This window comes from Cellulosimicrobium sp. BMG9.23, assembly GCF_059159985.1.
Map to the genome: position 1 here is coordinate 248,697 of NZ_JBZGBZ010000008.1, position 15,961 is coordinate 264,657.

Consider the following 15,961-nt stretch of genomic DNA (forward strand, 5'->3'; position numbering starts at 1 on the left):
GCCGCCCCGGGGGACCCCGATGCTCTCCGTGCCGGGCCCCCGACCGCTCGTGTGGGCGCCGACCGCGCGCACGGTCGAGCTGCTCCTGCCCCCGCCGGGCTCGGGCACGTTCGACGGCGCGCGTCGTGAGGCGCTGCGGCTCGTCGGGGCGCACGTCCCGGGGTGGTGGGGGTACGACCACGAGCTGCCGTGGGGCACGGACTACGGCTTCGCGGTCGACGACGGCCCGGGGCGCCCGGACCCGCGCAGCCCGTGGCAGCCCTACGGCGTGCACGGCCCGAGCCGCTCGTTCGACCCGGAGTTCGCCTGGACCGACGACGGCTGGGCGGGGCGCGACGTGCGCGGCGAGGTCCTCTACGAGCTGCACGTGGGGACCTTCACGCCGGAAGGCACGCTGGACGCCGCGATCGCACGGCTCGACCACCTCGTCGACCTCGGCGTCGGCGCGGTCGAGCTCCTGCCCGTCGCGGCGTTCGGGGGACGCCGGGGCTGGGGGTACGACGGCGTCCACCTCTATGCGGTGCACGAGACCTACGGCGGCCCGCGCGCGCTGCAGCGCTTCGTGGACGCCGCGCACGCGCGGGGTCTCGCGGTCGTGCTCGACGTCGTCTACAACCACCTGGGCCCGTCGGGGAACTACCTGCCCGAGTTCGGGCCGTACTTCACCGACGCGCACCACACCCCGTGGGGAGCCGCGGTCAACCTCGACCGCTCGGGCAGCCGCGAGGTGCGCGAGTGGGTCGTCGACAACGCGGAGCGCTGGTTCGTCGAGTTCCACGTCGACGCGCTGCGCCTGGACGCGGTCCACGCGCTCGTCGACGACTCGCCGACCCACGTGCTCGCCGAGCTCGCGCGGCGGATCGACCGGGTCGAGCAGGATCTGGGCCGCTCGCTCACTCTGATCGCCGAGTCCGACGAGAACGACCCGGCGACCGTGACCGCCGTCGAGCAGGGTGGACGCGGCATGGGCGCCCAGTGGGCCGACGACGTGCACCACGCCCTGCACGCGCTCGTCACCGGGGAGCGCGAGGGCTACTACGTCGACTTCGGGTCGGTCGCCGTGCTGCGCAAGGCGCTGACCGGCGTTTTCGTCCACGACGGCACGTGGTCGACGTTCCGCGGCAAGGCCTGGGGCCGGCCGGTGCCCGAGGGGACCGACGGGCACGCGTTCGTCGTGTGCACGCAGAACCACGACCAGGTGGGGAACCGCGCGCAGGGCGACCGGCCGTCGGCGACGCTCGACCCCGGCGGTCTCGCGGCGTCCGCGGCGCTCGTGCTGCTGTCGCCGTTCACCCCGATGCTCTTCATGGGCGAGGAGTGGGGCGCCTCGACGCCGTGGCAGTTCTTCACCGACCACGACGACCCGGAGCTCGCCCGGGCTGTGCGGGAGGGCCGGGCGGCGGAGTTCGCCGGGCACGGCTGGGGCGCGGGCGACGGCGGCCCGGTCGTGCCCGACCCGCAGGACCCCGCGACGCGCGACGCGAGCGTGCTGGACTGGTCCGAGCGGCACGACGGCGAGCACGCGCGCCTGCTCGACTGGTACCGCACGCTCGTCGGGCTCCGCGCACGCGCCGACGTGCGCTCCGGTGACCTGTCGGCGGTGACCGTGCACGGTCCGGACGGCGCGGACGACGACGCGTCCGGCGAGGAGGGCAGACGCGGCCCCGACGACGGGCCGGCCTTCGTCGTGGAACGCCGGACGATCGCCGTCGCGGTGAACCTCGGGCGGCGGCGTCGCGCTCTGCAGCTCGCGCTCGGCGGCTCACCGCGACTGCTCGCAGCGTGGGACCCGACGACGGACGTCCGGGGACGGATCGTCGACCTTCCCGCGCGTTCCGTCGCCGTCGTGTCCTGGGTGTGACTACGCTCACGTCCATGGCTGCCGCGAAGAAGTCGGACAAGTCGTCCGACACGAAGAAGAAGTCCGGAAAGCACTCCGGGAAGCACGGCGGGGGGAAGCGCTCCGGCAAGGAGTCCGCCACGACGTCCTCGAAGGGATCCGCCCCCGCGGGTGCGGCGGCCCTCGACTGGGACGTCCCGCCGACCGAGGTGCTGCGCGCGCCGGCGGGCTTCGACCTCGCGGCGTTCGACCGCCACTCGACCCCCGGCTTCGGCGGGGACAAGGCCGCCGGCGAGGCGCTCGTCGCGGACCACGCGGACGAGCTCTCGGACCTGCAGGAGCGGCTGTTCGCCGAGGGCAGGTCGGGTGGCTCCCGGTCGGTGCTGCTCGTCCTCCAGGGCATGGACACCTCGGGCAAGGGCGGGATCGTGCGCCACGTGGTCGGCCTCGTCGACCCGCAGGGCGTCGCCCACCGCTCGTTCGGCGTGCCGACGCCCGAGGAGCGGCGGCACCACTACCTGTGGCGCATCCGGCGCGCGCTCCCCCGTCCCGGGTACATCGGCGTGTTCGACCGGTCGCACTACGAGGACGTGCTCATCGCGCGCGTCGACTCGCTCGCGCCCGAGGAGGTCCTCGAGAAGCGGTACGACGAGATCAACCGGTTCGAGGAGAAGGTCGTCGCGTCGGGGACCACGATCGTCAAGGTCGCGCTCCTCGTGTCCTACGAGGAGCAGCGGGCCCGGCTCATGGAGCGGCTCGAGCGACCGGACAAGTTCTGGAAGTACAACCCTGCCGACGTCGACTCGCGCAAGAAGTGGCCTGCCTACCAGGACGCTTACCAGACGGTCCTCGACCGCACGAACACCGAGATCGCGCCGTGGCACGTCATCCCGGCCGACCGCAAGTGGTTCGCGCGCCTCGCCGTGAGCGAGCTCCTGCTCGACGCGCTGCGCCGGTTCGACCTCGGTTGGCCCGCGGCGGACTTCGACGTCGAGGTCGAGAAGCGCCGCCTCGCCAAGACCTGAGAGGGCCGGCGTCAGTCCTGTGCGCGGGCGACGAGCGCGCGACCGTCCTCCGCGAGCGCGCCGAGCCGCGAGAGCGCGCGGTAGTACTTCTTGCGGTAGCCGCCGTGCAGCATCTCGTCGGTGAACAGGCCGGTCTCCCCCGTGCCCCCGAGCAGGACCGGCACGTCGCGGTCGTACAGGCGGTCGACGAGCACGACGAGGCGCAGCGCGGCGGACTGCTCGGTGACGGGGTGCACGCCGGTGAGGGCGACGGCCGCGACGCCGTCGAGCATCGCGCCGTACCGGCTCGGGTGCACGGTCGTCAGGTGGGCGAGCACGTCGTCGAACGCGTCGAGCGTCGCCCCTGGCACGCTCGCCGCGGTCGCCCGCACCACGTCCTTGGGCAGCGGCGCCGAGTCGGTGACGACGGCGCGGTGGCGGTAGTCCTCGCCGTCGACCCGCAGCACCTCGAACCGGGCGGCGAGCGCCTGGATCTCGCGCAGGAAGTCCTCCGCCGCGAACCGGCCCTCGCCGAGCGCCTCCGGCAGCGTGTTCGACGTCGCGGCGAGCGCGACGCCGCGGTCCGCGAGCTCGCGCAGCAGGCGCGACATGAGGACGGTGTCGCCCGGGTCGTCGAGCTCGAACTCGTCGATGCACACGAGCTTCTTCGTCGCGAGCGCCTCGACCGTCGCCTGGAAGCCGAGCGCCCCGACGAGGTTGGTGTACTCGACGAACGTGCCGTACGCGCTCGCGTCGAGCCCCACGGCGTGCGCGAGCGACGTGAGCAGGTGCGTCTTCCCGACGCCGAACCCGCCGTCCATGTACACGGCCGGCGCGGTCGTGCGGCGCGCGAAGAGACCCTTGCGGGCGGGCTTCACGACGGCGGCCGCGACCTCCTCGAGCCGCGCGACCGTCAGCGCCTGGCTGGGGTACCGCGGGTTGGCGCGGTACGAGGAGAACCGCGCGTCGGCGAAGTGCGGCGGCGGGACGAGGTCGGCGAGCAGCCGTGCCGGCGGGACGGACGGACGGACATCCGCGAGGGCGGCGACGCGCTCGACCTGCTCGCGCGACCCGGGGTCTCGCGGGGCGGGTTCCGGTCCGGTCGAGCCCGTCGGTGCGGTGGTCCCGCCGGGTGCTGGCGCTGAAGTCACGAGGATCCAGCCTACGCCTGCCGCTACCGTGGCCGCTGTGACCTCTGCCACGACGCCGCCCCCTGACGCCGCCGGTCCCGGGACCACGGGACGTGACGACCTGCCGCCGCTCGACGTCCTGCTCCCCGCTCCGCGGCGGATCGACCCGGACCCCCGCGAGGACGAGCTCGCCGCGCTCTACGCCTTCGGTCCGCCGTCGCGGGGTGCCGCGACCGTGCGCGCCAACATGGTCACGAGCATCGACGGCGCCGCGTGGGGGCCCGACCGACGCTCCGGTTCGATCAACGACGACGCGGACTGGCGCGTCTTCCGCGTGCTCCGTGCCCTCGCCGACGTCGTGCTGGTCGGCGCCGGCACGGCCCGCGCCGAGCGCTACACGACGCTGGACCGACCTCGCGGTCTCGGGCACCTCCACGCGGCACCGCTCGAGCTCGCGGTCGTGACGCGATCGGGCCTCGTCCCCGAGCACCTCACGGGCGCGGAGCGTCCGCCCTTCGTCATCACGGGCCGTGCCGGGGCGCGGGTCGTGCGCGAGCGCGGCCTCCCCGAGGACCGCCTCCTCGTCGCCGACGGCGACCCGTCGGACCGCGGCGGGTCCACCGGCTCCGACGAGCCCGAGATCGACTTTGCCGCAGGGCTCGCCGCGCTCGCCGCCCGCGGCCTGCGCCGCGTGCTCACGGAGGGCGGGCCGTCGCTCCTGGGCGACCTGCTGCGCGCCGACCTCGTCGACGAGCTGTGCGTGACGACGACACCGGGCGTCGTCGGCCCGGGTCCCGGACGGATCGTCGCGGGAGGCACGCCGTCGGGCTCGTCCGCCGGCGCACCGCGCGGCGCCCGGCTCGCGCACCTGCTGCACAGCCCGCACGCCCGGCCCGGCGCCCCGGCCGGCACGACGCTCGCGCGCTGGCTCCTGCCGATAGGCTGACGCGCGTGACCGACACGATCCTGGTCCTCACCGAGGACACGCTGAACCCGGCCGACGTCCAGCACATGCTGTCCCTGCACGAGGGTGAGACCCTCGCCTATCGGGTCCTCGTGCCGGCCGACACCGAGCGCAACCTCGTCTCCGCGCTGATCGACCACCTCAGCGTGGGCGAGCTCAAGCAGGCGTGGGACGAGGTGCTCGGTCGCGAGCCCTCGGAGAAGCAGGCGAAGGCGACCGCTGCCGAGCAGCTCGAGCGCAGCGTCGCCGAGCTGCGCGCCGCCGGCCGCGACGCCGACGGCACCGTCACCGAGGACGACCCGCTGCCGGCACTGCGCAAGGCCGTGGCGGCCGGTGACGTCCGCGAGATCGTGGTCGTGACGTACCCGCACGCGGTCGAGGACACGTTCCACCGCGACTGGGCCTCGCGTGCGCGCGACGAGCTCCACGTGCCGGTCCTGCACCTGTACTCCGGGACGAGCGAGCTCGGCTGAGGCTCGACGGCGACGGCGTCCCGAGGACGCCGTCGGCCGGGCTGCTCAGTCCCGCACGCGGTGGCCCGCGCGGCGGATGGTCGCGCGGGCGAGCTGGTCCATCGAGTCCAGGTAGACGGGGTCCGCGAGCAGGTCGTGGTCGACCGCGACGACCGACAGCTCGGTGCACCCGAGGACGATCACCGACGCGCCGCGCTCCACGAGCCGCCCGGCGACGGCGCGGAACGTGTCGATGTCGACCGGTCGTCCGGCCTTGACCTGCTCGTAGATGATCTGCGAGACGAGTGCCTGGTCCGCGTCGTCGGGCACGACCGTGGCCACGCCGTGGGCCGCGAACGCGTCCTGGTAGACGCCCGCAGCCGCGGTGCCCGCCGTCGCGAGCAGCCCCACGGTCGCGAGGCCCGGCACGCGCTCGCGCGCGGCATCCACCGTCGTGTCGATGATCGACACGAACGGGACGTCCACCGCGTCGACCACCTGCTGCGTGAAGTGGTGCGCCGTGTTGCACGGCATGACGAGGAACGACACGCCGAACGCCTCGAGGCGGCGAGCGTCGCGCGCCAGGACGGGGCCGGGGTCCTCCGCCGAGCGGCCGAGGACGAACGCGGTGCGGTCCGGGATCGTCGCGTGGTTGAGCACGACCATGTCCAGGTGGTCCTGGTCCCGCTCCGCGTCCGTGAGCTCGACGACCAGCTGGAGGAAGTAGGCCGTCGCGAGCGGCCCGACGCCGCCGATGACGCCCACGGGCGGCCGCTCGTCGACGTCACCGACCGCCCGGGCGGCCGGGCCGGACCCCGCCTGCGCGTCAGCCACGCCCACCGTCCCGCGCGACGTCGGGACGCACGCCCGTGCCCACGTACGCGGCCTGCGCGGCGGACACCGGGTAGAACTCCCGGAACCTCTGCACCTGGCGCAGCTCGGCGACACGGACCCACAGGTCACGGCGCCACGCGCGGTCGCGCGAGTACTTCAGCGGATGCCCCACGCGCTTGACCTTGCGCACCCGCGCGGCGACCGCGGGATCCATCGCGCCGCGAACGTACCGGCGCAGGAGGAACCCGGGCACGATCCGGTACAGCACCGGGACGCGCCGCGGGTCGGGCACGCGCCCGCCCTGCAGGTGCTCGCCCACCCAGTACATGGCCGGGTTGATGCCGCTCGCCGTGAGGTAGAAGTTCGAGCGGCCCGTGCGGGGGTTGAGCTCGAAGAAGTACCCCGTGCCGTCGCGCGGGTCGACCTTGATGTCGAAGTTGGCGAAGCCCGTCCAGCCGAGGTGCTCGACGAGCTTCCTCGCGTCGGCCTCGATCTGCGGCAGCGGTCCCGTGAGGATCGCCGCCGGGTTCCCGAGCGTCCCGGGCGTGTGCTCCTCGAGCAGCACGTGGCCGCCGTGCGCCATGCGGACCTGCCCCTTCTGGTCCGAGAAGGTGGTCATGATGCGCATCTGCGCGTCGTTGCCCGGGACGAACTCCTGGATGATGAACGGCTCGCGGTACCCGGCGTCGCCCGCGGTGCGCAGGAGCCACTCGAGCTGCTCACGGTCCGCGAGCTCGTGCACCTTGCGCTTGCCCGGGAACGACGTCCGGTGCCACGCGACGTTGTCGCCGGGCTTGGCGATGATCGGGAACCGCAGGTCGAGCTCGCCGAGCCGCTCGCCCCCGTGACGCACGACCGTGCGCGGGTGCGGCACGCCCAGCTCGATGCACAGCTCGGAGAAGCGCTGCTTGTCCATGACACGCTCGAGCAGGTCCGTGGTCGTGTACGGCACGACCGCGACGTCCTCGATCTTCGCGCGGTGCTCGGCGAGCGCCTGCACGTACCAGTCGACGCACGTGACGACCATCGCGGGCGCCTTCGCGCGCGCGGCGATCTCCCGGATCGTGCGCACCATGACCTCGGGGTCGTCGAGCTGCGGCTCGATGACGTTGTCGAGGATGGTCGAGTACCGGATGTTGCGCGTCGAGACGATCGTCACGACCGTGCTGCGCACCCCGTACGCCTCGTGGAACGCACGGGCCAGGCTGTACGCGCCGGCGTCGCCACCCAGGATGATCGGGTGGACGACCGCCGGGCGTACGACGCCTCGACTCACGCGTCGCCTTCGCGCGTCTCGCTCCGGTCGCGGGTCCACTCGGTGTGGAACACGCCCGGGCCGTCGACGCGGCGGTACGTGTGCGCGCCGAAGAAGTCGCGCTGCGCCTGGATGAGCGCGGCCGGCAGGCGCTCGGCCCGCACGCCGTCGTAGTACGCGAGGGACGACGAGAACGCGGGCGTCGGCACGCCGTTGAGCGCGGCCTGCGCGACGACGCGGCGCCACGCGGCGAGACCGTTGCCGACGGCGCCCGTGAAGTACTCGTCGGCGAGCAGGAGCGGCAGGTTCGCGTCGCGCTCGTACGCCTCGGTGATGCGGTTGAGGAAGCGCGCGCGGATGATGCAGCCGCCGCGCCAGATGCGGGCCATCGCACCCCGGTCGATGTCCCAGCCGAGCTCGGCGGACGCCGCGGCGATCTGGTCGAAGCCCTGCGAGTACGCGACGACCTTCGACGCGTAGAGCGCGAGCCGCACGTCCTCGACGAACGCGTCGCGGTCGGTGACGTCCCACGCCTGCGCGTCGGCGGGCAGCGCCGCGCGGCCCGCCTCGCGCTGCGGGACGGAGCCGGACAGCGCGCGCGCGAACGTCGCCTCGGCGATGCCCGTGATCGGGACGCCGAGGTCGAGGCCGTTCTGCACGGTCCAGCGGCCGGTGCCCTTCTGCTCCGCCTGGTCGAGCACGACGTCGACGAAGGCCTGGCCGGTCGCCGCGTCGACGTGCTGGAGCACGTCGGCCGTGATCTCGATGAGGAACGACTCGAGGTCGCCCGTGTTCCACTCCTCGAAGATCTTCCCGATCTCCGCGGCCGACGCGCCGAGGCCCTGCTTGAGCAGGTCGTACGCCTCGGCGATGAGCTGCATGTCCGCGTACTCGATGCCGTTGTGGACCATCTTCACGAAGTGGCCCGCGCCGTCGGGGCCGACGTACGTGCAGCACGGGACGCCGTCGACCTTGGCCGAGATGTCCTCGAGGATCGGGCCGAGGCTCGCGTACGACTCGCGCGTGCCGCCGGGCATGATCGACGGGCCGTTGAGCGCGCCCTCCTCGCCGCCGGACACGCCCGTGCCGACGAAGTGCAGGCCCTGCGCCGACAGCGCCTGCTCGCGGCGGATCGTGTCGGGGAAGTGCGCGTTGCCCGCGTCGACGACGATGTCGCCCTCCTCGAGCAGCGGCACGAGCTCGTCGATCACCGCGTCGGTCGCGGCGCCTGCCTTGACCATGATGACGACCTTGCGCGGGCGCTCGAGCGACGCGACGAAGTCGGCCATGGACTCCGACGGGACGAAGTCGCCCTCGGAGCCGGCCTCGGCGATCAGGGACTCCGTCTTGGCGTACGAGCGGTTGTGCACCGCGACCGTGTAGCCGTGACGGGCGAAGTTGCGGGCCAGGTTGCGACCCATGACCGCGAGTCCGGTCACACCGATCTGTGCTCGTGCTGCCATCTGCTTCCCTGCTCCTCGGAGATCGGTACCGGCGACCTCGGGGCACGACCACGACCGGGCGACACCGCGCGAGCGGTACCGACGGACGCGACGGCAGGCAGGTGCAGCCGGTACGGGGCGGATACGCGGACAGCCTAGTCCCCCGCCCTCGGCGGCTCCGGACGTGGTCACCATCCGGGCGTGGTCAGCGGTGGTGACGATCGCGGTCACGATTCGGTGACGTCCGCGCGCGCCGCGCCCCCGAGCGTGCGTGCAGGCTCGTAGTGTGCTGAGGTGATCACCGCTCACGGGACCGACGCGCCGGCGGAGTTCCGCGCCGCGCTGGACTCGGTCGCCGCCCGCCGCGTGCGCCCCGAGGTCACCCTGCGGGAGGTCCCGGCGCCACGGCGCATCGCGCCGTTCTCCGTCGCGCTCACCGGGGACGTCGCCGGCGCGGGCGACGACGAGCCGGACCTCGCGTCCGGGCGGTTCATCCTCCTCCACGACCCCGCGGGCCAGGAGGCGTGGCAGGGTCGGTTCCGGGTCGTGACCCTCGTGCGGGCCACGCTCGAGCCGGAGATGGCGGCCGAGGACATGCTCGCCGAGGTCGCATGGACCTGGCTCGCCGACGCGCTGCGCGACACCGGGGCGTCCACCCGGGCCGAGGGGGGCACCGTCACCCGCGTGCTGTCGCAGAGCTTCGGCGCCCTCGCCGGGCGTGCGAACGACGTCGAGCTCGAGATGCGCGCGTCCTGGACGCCGCTCACGATCGACCTCGGACCGCACCTGGCGGCCTGGGCGCAGCTCCTGTGCACGGCCGCCGGCCTGCCCCCGCTGCCGGAGGGGATCACCCCGTTGCCCGCGCGACGCAATACCGTGGGTCCATGAGCTCGGCCGCAGCACCTGCACCCTCTCCCCTCGACCAGCCCGACGACGCGCCCGCCGACGGCGTGGCCGTCCCCCTCGTCGTCCCGCTCACCGACCCGTCGGACGGGGTGGGTCCCGTGGTCGACACCCCGGAGGCGTTCGCGCGCGTCGTCGAGGCGTTCGCCCGCGGGACGGGGCCCGTCGCGGCCGACGCCGAACGCGCGTCGGGCTACCGCTACGGGCAGCGCACGTACCTCGTCCAGGTGCGGCGCGAGGGCTCCGGGACCGCGCTGATCGACCCGGTCGGCGTCCCGGACCTCGCCCCGCTGCGCGAGGCGGTCGGCGACGCCGAGTTCGTGCTGCACGCCGCGTCGCAGGACCTGCCCGGGTTCGCCGAGCTCGGCCTGCTCCCGGTGCGCGTCTTCGACACCGAGCTCGCCGCGCGGCTCCTCGGCATGGAGCGGGTCGGGCTCGCGGCCGTGGTCGCGGAGCTGCTCGGCCTCGGCCTCGCGAAGGAGCACTCGGCGGTCGACTGGTCCACGCGGCCCCTGCCGCCCGAGTGGTTGCGCTACGCGGCGCTCGACGTCGAGGTCCTCGTCGAGCTGCGCGGCGTGCTCGCGGACCGCCTCGAGGCGGCCGGCAAGACGGAGTGGGCGGCGCAGGAGTTCGAGGCGGTGCGCACGGCTCCCCCGCCGCCGCCGCGGGTCGACCCCTGGCGGCGCACGTCCGGGACGCACACGCTGCGCGACGCACGCCGCCTCGCCGTCGTGCGCGGGCTGTGGGAGGCACGCGACGTCAACGCGCGCCGTCGGGACATCGCGCCGGGTCGCGTGCTCCCGGACCGAGCGATCGTCGCCGCCGCCGAGGCGCTGCCGCGCAGCGTCGCCCAGCTCGTCACCCTGCCGGCCTTCGCGGGCAAGGGCACGCGCCGTCGTGCCGCCTACTGGCAGCAGGCGATCGACACCGCGCTCGCGCTGCCCGCGAGCGCCCTGCCCTCGGTCCGCGGGCCGCGCTCGGACGCCCCGCCGCCGCCGCGCGCCTGGGCGGAGCGCGACCCGGGTGCTGCGGCACGCCTCGAGGCGGCGCGCGTCGTCGTGCAGGAGCTGTCGGAGCAGCACACCGTCCCGGCGGAGAACCTGCTGCAGCCGGACGCGCTGCGGCGCCTGTGCTGGACCCCGCCCGACCCGGCCGACGCCGTGGGCGTGGCCGCGTTCCTGCGCGGCCGGGGTGCGCGCGAGTGGCAGGTCGGGCTGCTCGCGGAGCGCCTCGCGGCGGCGTTCGCGGACGTGTCGGACCGGTAGGGGGACGGGTAGGGTCGGGGCCGTGCACGACACGAACCTGACGATCCGGACAGTGACCGATCGCGACGCCTGGGACGCCCAGGTGAACGCGCTCGGCGGCCACCCGCTGCAGCTCTGGGGCTGGGGCGAGGTCAAGGCCACGGGCGCCTGGACGCCACGCCGCCTCGAGGCGGTCGACGGCACGGGCCGCACGGTAGGGCTCGCGCAGGTGCTCGTCCGCTCGCTGCCCGCGCAGTTCAAGGCGCTGTGCCACGTGCCGCGCGGCCCGGTCGTGGCCCCCGGGCCTGACGGCTGGGGGGCCGGTCCCGGCGTCGGCGCCGACGCGGCGCGCGACGCCGTGACGCGCGCGGTCGTGGCGTGGTGCAAGGAGAACGTCGGCGGCGTCGGCATCACGATCGAGCCGGACTGGCCCGTGGGCACGCACCTCGACCTGCCCGACGCGCGCGACGCGGCGAACCCGATCCTCTACCCGGTCACCCTGATCCTCGACCTCACGAGGACGCCGGACGAGCTCACCGCCGCGATGGGCAAGTCCACGCGGTACGACATCCGCAAGGCGGCCCGCACGGGCCTCGAGGTGCGTCGCGTCACGGACGAGGCCGAGGTGCGCCAGGTCCTCGCGGTCTACCACGAGACGGCCGAGCGGGCGGGCTTCGCGCTGCACGACGACGAGTACTACCTCGCGATCCACCGCGAGCTCGGCGAGCACTCGGTGCTCGTCGCGGCGTTCTCCGAGGGCGCGCCCGTGTCGTTCGTGTGGTGCGTGGCGTCGGCCACGACGTCGTTCGAGCTCTACGGGGGGATCGACGACGCCGGGCGCAAGCTGCGCGCGAACGCCCCGGTCAAGTGGCACGCGATCACGCTCGCGCAGGAGGCCGGTCTCGTGCGCTACGACATGAACGGGCTCCTCAACGACGGGATCAGCGAGTTCAAGCGCAGCTTCGCCCAGCACGACGACGAGCTCGTGCACAGCGTCGACGTGCCGTTCTCGATGTGGTACTCGGCGTGGAACAAGGGCCTGCCGACGGCCAAGAAGGTCGTGCGGAAGCTGCGCGGCGGTCGCTGACCGCGTTCCCTCAGGGACGTCCGCCACGCCGACGACCTGGACGCGAGACCCGGTATCGCAACCCTCGTGGGTGATGCGATACCGGGTCTCGTCATGTCGTAGCATCGTCCTCGTGCTTTCCCGATACTCGCGGTAGCGTGTATCACCTGAGCGGTGCCGCTCCGGACGCCGCCGTCCCGACCATCTGACCCGGCCCCACCACGGCCGGACCACCCGACCGGATGGAGATGCCATGACCGTGGCCGACACCTTGGCCCCAGGAGCCGACGCGGGCGCGAGCGCCCGCGAGGCCCACGCGCCCACCCAGGCGGCCCGCCGTCGCGCCGTGCGCGACGTCGTCTTCGTCGAGGGCGTGCGCAGCCCGTTCGGCAAGGCACGTCCCGACGGGATCTACGCCGAGACCCGCGCCGACGACCTCGCGGTGAAGACGATCCGCGAGCTCCTGCGCCGCCGTCCCGAGCTGCCCGCCGAGCGCATCGACGAGCTCGCCCTCGCCGCGACCACGCAGACGGGCGACCAGGGCCTGACGCTCGGCCGCAGCATCGCGGTGCTCGCGGGGCTGCCGAAGTCCGTGCCGGGGTTCGCGATCGACCGCATGTGCGCGGGCGCGATGACCGCCGTCACGACGACCGCCGCCAACGTCGCCGTGGGTGCGCAGGACGTCGTCGTCGCGGGCGGCGTCGAGCACATGGGCCACCACCCCATGGGCGAGGGGTCGGACCCGAACCCCCGGTTCGTCGCCGAGAGGCTCGTCGACTCGTCCGCGCTCGTCATGGGGGCGACCGCGGAGAACCTGCACGACCGCTACCCGCACCTGACCAAGGAGCGTGCCGACGCCTACGCCGTGGCGAGCCAGGCCAAGTACGCCAAGGCTCTCGCGAACGGTGACATCTCCTCCGACCTCGTGCCGATCGCGACCCGGTCGACCGAGCTCGGCTGGGGCCTGGCGACCGCCGACGAGCTCCCGCGCCCCGGCACCACGGTCGACGCCATCCGCGACCTCAAGACGCCGTTCCGTCCCGGGGGCAAGGTCACCGCGGGGAACGCCTCGCCGCTCACCGACGGCGCGACGGCGTGCCTGCTCGCGGCGGGCGACGTCGCCGACGAGCTCGGCCTGCCCGCGCGCATGCGCCTCGTCTCGTACGCCTACGCCGGCGTGGACCCGGAGGTCATGGGCTACGGCCCCGTGCCGGCGACGGAGCGAGCGCTCGCGTCCGCGGGCCTGACGATCGACGACATCGGCCTGTTCGAGATCAACGAGGCGTTCGCCGTCCAGGTGCTCGCGTTCACCGACCACTTCGGGCTCGCCGACGACGACGAGCGCGTCAACCTCTACGGCGGGGCGATCGCCATGGGCCACCCGCTCGCGTCGTCGGGCGTGCGCCTCATGACGCAGCTCGCGCGCCAGTTCGAGCAGCACCCCGAGGTGCGCTACGGCCTGACGACCATGTGCGTCGGGCTCGGCATGGGCGGCACCGTGATCTGGGAGAACCCGCACCACGCCGACTACTCCGGCCACGGCGCCGCCGACACGACCACCGCGACCGACGGGGAGAACTGACCGTGAGCGAGACGACCTCCGAGACCACCAGCAGGCCCGGCACGACGAACGCCGACCAGACCATCACCCCCGAGCCGTCCCCGCAGGGCGGCGGCGGGTCGGCCCCGGCACGCGGCGAGCGCGTCACGCACTCGCTCGTGCGCGACGTCGCGCTCCCCGGCGGGACGGGCACGCTCGCCCTGGTGACGCTCGACAACGGGCTCGACCACACCAAGCCCACGACGCTCGGCCCCGAAGGGCTCGCCGAGCTGCGCACCGCCCTGGAGGGGATCGAGCGCCGCGCGGCGGACGGCGAGATCGTCGCCGTGGCGGTGACCGGCAAGCCGTACTTCCTCGCGGCGGGCGCCGACCTCACGCAGGCGGCGGCCGTCCAGGTGCGCGAGGACGCGCTGGGCCTCGGCCGCGCCGGTCACGCCGCGTACGCGATCCTCGGCGGGCTGCGGGAGAAGACCGGCGTCCCGACGTTCGCGTTCGTCAACGGCGTCGCGCTCGGCGGCGGCCTCGAGATCGCGCTGAACTGCGACTACCGCACGGTCGCGTCCGACGCCGGGGCGCTGGCACTTCCGGAGACCGGCCTCGGGCTCGTCCCCGGGTGGGGCGGCGCGTACCTCGTGCCGCGCCTGCTCGGGGTCCAGGACGCGATGAAGGTCATCCTCGAGCGACCGGCCGCGAACAAGCCGTTCAAGGCGAAGGAGGCCTTCGAGATCGGCCTCGTCGACGCCCTGTTCGACGCGCCGGACTTCCTCGAGCAGTCGATCCGCTGGGCGGAGTCGGTCGTGCGCGGGGACGTCGTCGTCGAGCGCCGCGAGCTCGACCCGCAGCCCGTGTGGGACGCGGTCGTCGCCGGGACGCGGCAGAGGCTCGACGCGGTCGTCGCGGGCTCCCGTCCCGCGCCGTACCGCGCGCTGGACCTGATCGCCGCCGCGCGGACCGCCACGAAGGACGAGGCGTTCGCCGCCGAGGACGAGGCCCTCGCGGCCCTCATCATGAGCGACGAGATGCGTGCGAGCGTCTACGCGTTCCAGCTCGTCTCGAAGGGCAAGCGGCCCCAGGGCGCGCCGGACGCGAAGCTCGCGCGGCCCGTCACCCGCGTCGGGATCGTCGGTGCCGGGCTCATGGCGGCGCAGATCGCGCTGCTGTTCGCCCAGCGGCTCCAGGTGCCCGTCGTCATGCGCGACCTCGACGCCGAGCGCGTGGAGAAGGGTCTCGGCTCCGTCCGCTCGACGGTCGAGAAGCTCGTCGGCTCGGGCCGCATGTCGCGCGACGCCGGGGCCCGGATCGTCGCGAACGTCCACGGCACGACCGAGCTCGGCGACTTCGCGGGCTGCGACGTCGTCATCGAGGCGGTCACCGAGATCCTCGGCCTGAAGAAGAAGGTGTTCGCCGAGCTGGAGGGCGTCGTGGGCGACGAGACCGTGTTCCTCACGAACACCTCCGCGCTGTCCGTGACCGAGATGGCGGCCGACCTGCGCCACCCCGAGCGCGTCGTCGGGATGCACTTCTTCAACCCCGTCGCGCAGATGCCGCTCGTCGAGATCATCCAGGCGGCGAAGACCGACGACGCCGCGCTCGCCACGGCGTTCGCCATGACGAAGAAGCTGCGCAAGACGGCCGTGCTCGTCGCGGACCGCCCGGGCTTCGTCGTCAACCGGCTGCTCATCCTCCTCATGGGCAAGATCGTCGAGGCGGTCGAGAACGGGACGTCGGTCGAGGTCGCGGACCGGGCGGTCGCGCCGCTCGGGCTGCCGATGCCGCCGTTCGCGCTGTTCGACCTCGTCGGTCCCGCGGTGGGACTGCACGTGCTGACGTCGCTGCGCGAGGACCTCGGCGACCGGTTCCCGATCTCCCCCGGGCTGCAGCGCATCGTCGACGAGAAGATCCCCGTCGTGCTCGACGCGCCGAAGGGGCTGCCGAAGCCCGTCGACCCGGCGATCCAGGCCGTGTTCGGCGACGGGGTGGCGAGCACGAGCCCTCGGCCCGAGTCGTCAGAAGCCGGTGTGCTCGACTCGGTGCTCACCGCGCTCACGCAGGAGATCGGGCTCATGCTCGACGAGGGCGTGGTCGCGAGCGCGTCGCAGGTCGACCTGTGCATGATTCTCGGTGCGGGCTGGGGCTTCCACCTCGGCGGCATCACCCCGTACCTCGACCGCGCGGGGTACTCCGAGAAGGTCCTCGGTCGGCGCTTCCTGCCCGACGGCGTCGCGAACGTCCCGGCAACCGCGGCACAGCCCGCCTGACCCGCCCT

At 73.9% G+C, this 15,961-nt stretch carries 13 protein-coding genes; 9 read left to right on the forward strand and 4 right to left on the reverse strand.

Annotation, left to right across the window (positions count from 1 at the left end):
- Nucleotides 1-19: 19 nt before the first annotated feature.
- Both treZ and AC4H2G_RS15860 read left to right on the forward strand, forming a co-directional pair.
- Nucleotides 20-1,861, forward strand: a complete 1,842-nt coding sequence (treZ, locus tag AC4H2G_RS15855; RefSeq protein ID WP_494366686.1) for a malto-oligosyltrehalose trehalohydrolase — start codon at nt 20-22, stop codon at nt 1,859-1,861.
- A gap of 14 nt (nt 1,862-1,875) precedes the next feature.
- Nucleotides 1,876-2,865: a PPK2 family polyphosphate kinase gene (locus AC4H2G_RS15860; RefSeq protein ID WP_494366687.1), complete on the forward strand. Its 990-nt coding sequence runs from the start codon at nt 1,876-1,878 to the stop codon at nt 2,863-2,865.
- 11 nt (nt 2,866-2,876) lie between these two features.
- On the opposite strand, the gene zapE is transcribed toward AC4H2G_RS15860, so the two are convergent.
- The gene (gene zapE / locus AC4H2G_RS15865) at nt 2,877-4,001 is read right to left on the reverse strand and encodes a cell division protein ZapE (RefSeq protein WP_494366773.1); all 1,125 of its coding nucleotides are present in this window, start codon (nt 3,999-4,001) and stop codon (nt 2,877-2,879) included.
- A gap of 31 nt (nt 4,002-4,032) precedes the next feature.
- Between zapE and AC4H2G_RS15870 the strand changes: the two genes are divergently transcribed.
- On the forward strand, nt 4,033-4,920 hold the full coding sequence (locus AC4H2G_RS15870) for a dihydrofolate reductase family protein (RefSeq protein ID WP_494366688.1): 888 nt from the start codon (nt 4,033-4,035) through the stop codon (nt 4,918-4,920).
- Nucleotides 4,921-4,925: 5 nt separating this feature from the next.
- Complete coding sequence (locus tag AC4H2G_RS15875) at nt 4,926-5,411, forward strand: hypothetical protein (RefSeq protein WP_494366689.1); 486 nt, start codon at nt 4,926-4,928, stop codon at nt 5,409-5,411.
- 45 nt (nt 5,412-5,456) lie between these two features.
- Here AC4H2G_RS15875 and cuyB read toward each other — a convergent pair whose 3' ends face one another.
- The 3 genes from cuyB to gnd are packed head-to-tail and all read right to left on the reverse strand — an operon-like array spanning nt 5,457 to nt 8,942.
- On the reverse strand, nt 5,457-6,224 hold the full coding sequence (cuyB, locus tag AC4H2G_RS15880; RefSeq protein WP_494366690.1) for a cysteate racemase: 768 nt from the start codon (nt 6,222-6,224) through the stop codon (nt 5,457-5,459).
- Nucleotides 6,217-7,500: a carboxylate--amine ligase gene (locus tag AC4H2G_RS15885; protein WP_494366691.1), complete on the reverse strand. Its 1,284-nt coding sequence runs from the start codon at nt 7,498-7,500 to the stop codon at nt 6,217-6,219. The genes cuyB and AC4H2G_RS15885 overlap by 8 nt, the downstream gene beginning before the upstream one ends.
- Nucleotides 7,497-8,942, reverse strand: coding sequence for an NADP-dependent phosphogluconate dehydrogenase (gene gnd, locus AC4H2G_RS15890; RefSeq protein WP_494366692.1), 1,446 nt, complete (start codon nt 8,940-8,942; stop codon nt 7,497-7,499). Before gnd ends, AC4H2G_RS15885 begins: the two co-directional genes overlap by 4 nt.
- 273 nt (nt 8,943-9,215) lie before the next feature.
- Between gnd and AC4H2G_RS15895 the strand changes: the two genes are divergently transcribed.
- From AC4H2G_RS15895 to AC4H2G_RS15915, 5 genes are all read left to right on the forward strand, one after another.
- On the forward strand, nt 9,216-9,809 hold the full coding sequence (locus AC4H2G_RS15895) for a DUF3000 domain-containing protein (RefSeq protein WP_494366693.1): 594 nt from the start codon (nt 9,216-9,218) through the stop codon (nt 9,807-9,809).
- Complete coding sequence (locus AC4H2G_RS15900) at nt 9,806-11,089, forward strand: HRDC domain-containing protein (RefSeq protein WP_494366694.1); 1,284 nt, start codon at nt 9,806-9,808, stop codon at nt 11,087-11,089. Before AC4H2G_RS15895 ends, AC4H2G_RS15900 begins: the two co-directional genes overlap by 4 nt.
- Nucleotides 11,090-11,111: 22 nt before the next feature.
- Entirely contained in the window at nt 11,112-12,155 is a 1,044-nt protein-coding gene (locus tag AC4H2G_RS15905; protein ID WP_494366695.1) for a lipid II:glycine glycyltransferase FemX, read from the forward strand.
- 232 nt (nt 12,156-12,387) lie between these two features.
- Nucleotides 12,388-13,716, forward strand: a complete 1,329-nt coding sequence (locus tag AC4H2G_RS15910) for a thiolase family protein (protein WP_494366696.1) — start codon at nt 12,388-12,390, stop codon at nt 13,714-13,716.
- 62 nt (nt 13,717-13,778) lie between these two features.
- Nucleotides 13,779-15,953, forward strand: coding sequence for a 3-hydroxyacyl-CoA dehydrogenase NAD-binding domain-containing protein (locus AC4H2G_RS15915; RefSeq protein WP_494366774.1), 2,175 nt, complete (start codon nt 13,779-13,781; stop codon nt 15,951-15,953).
- Nucleotides 15,954-15,961 lie beyond the last annotated feature (8 nt).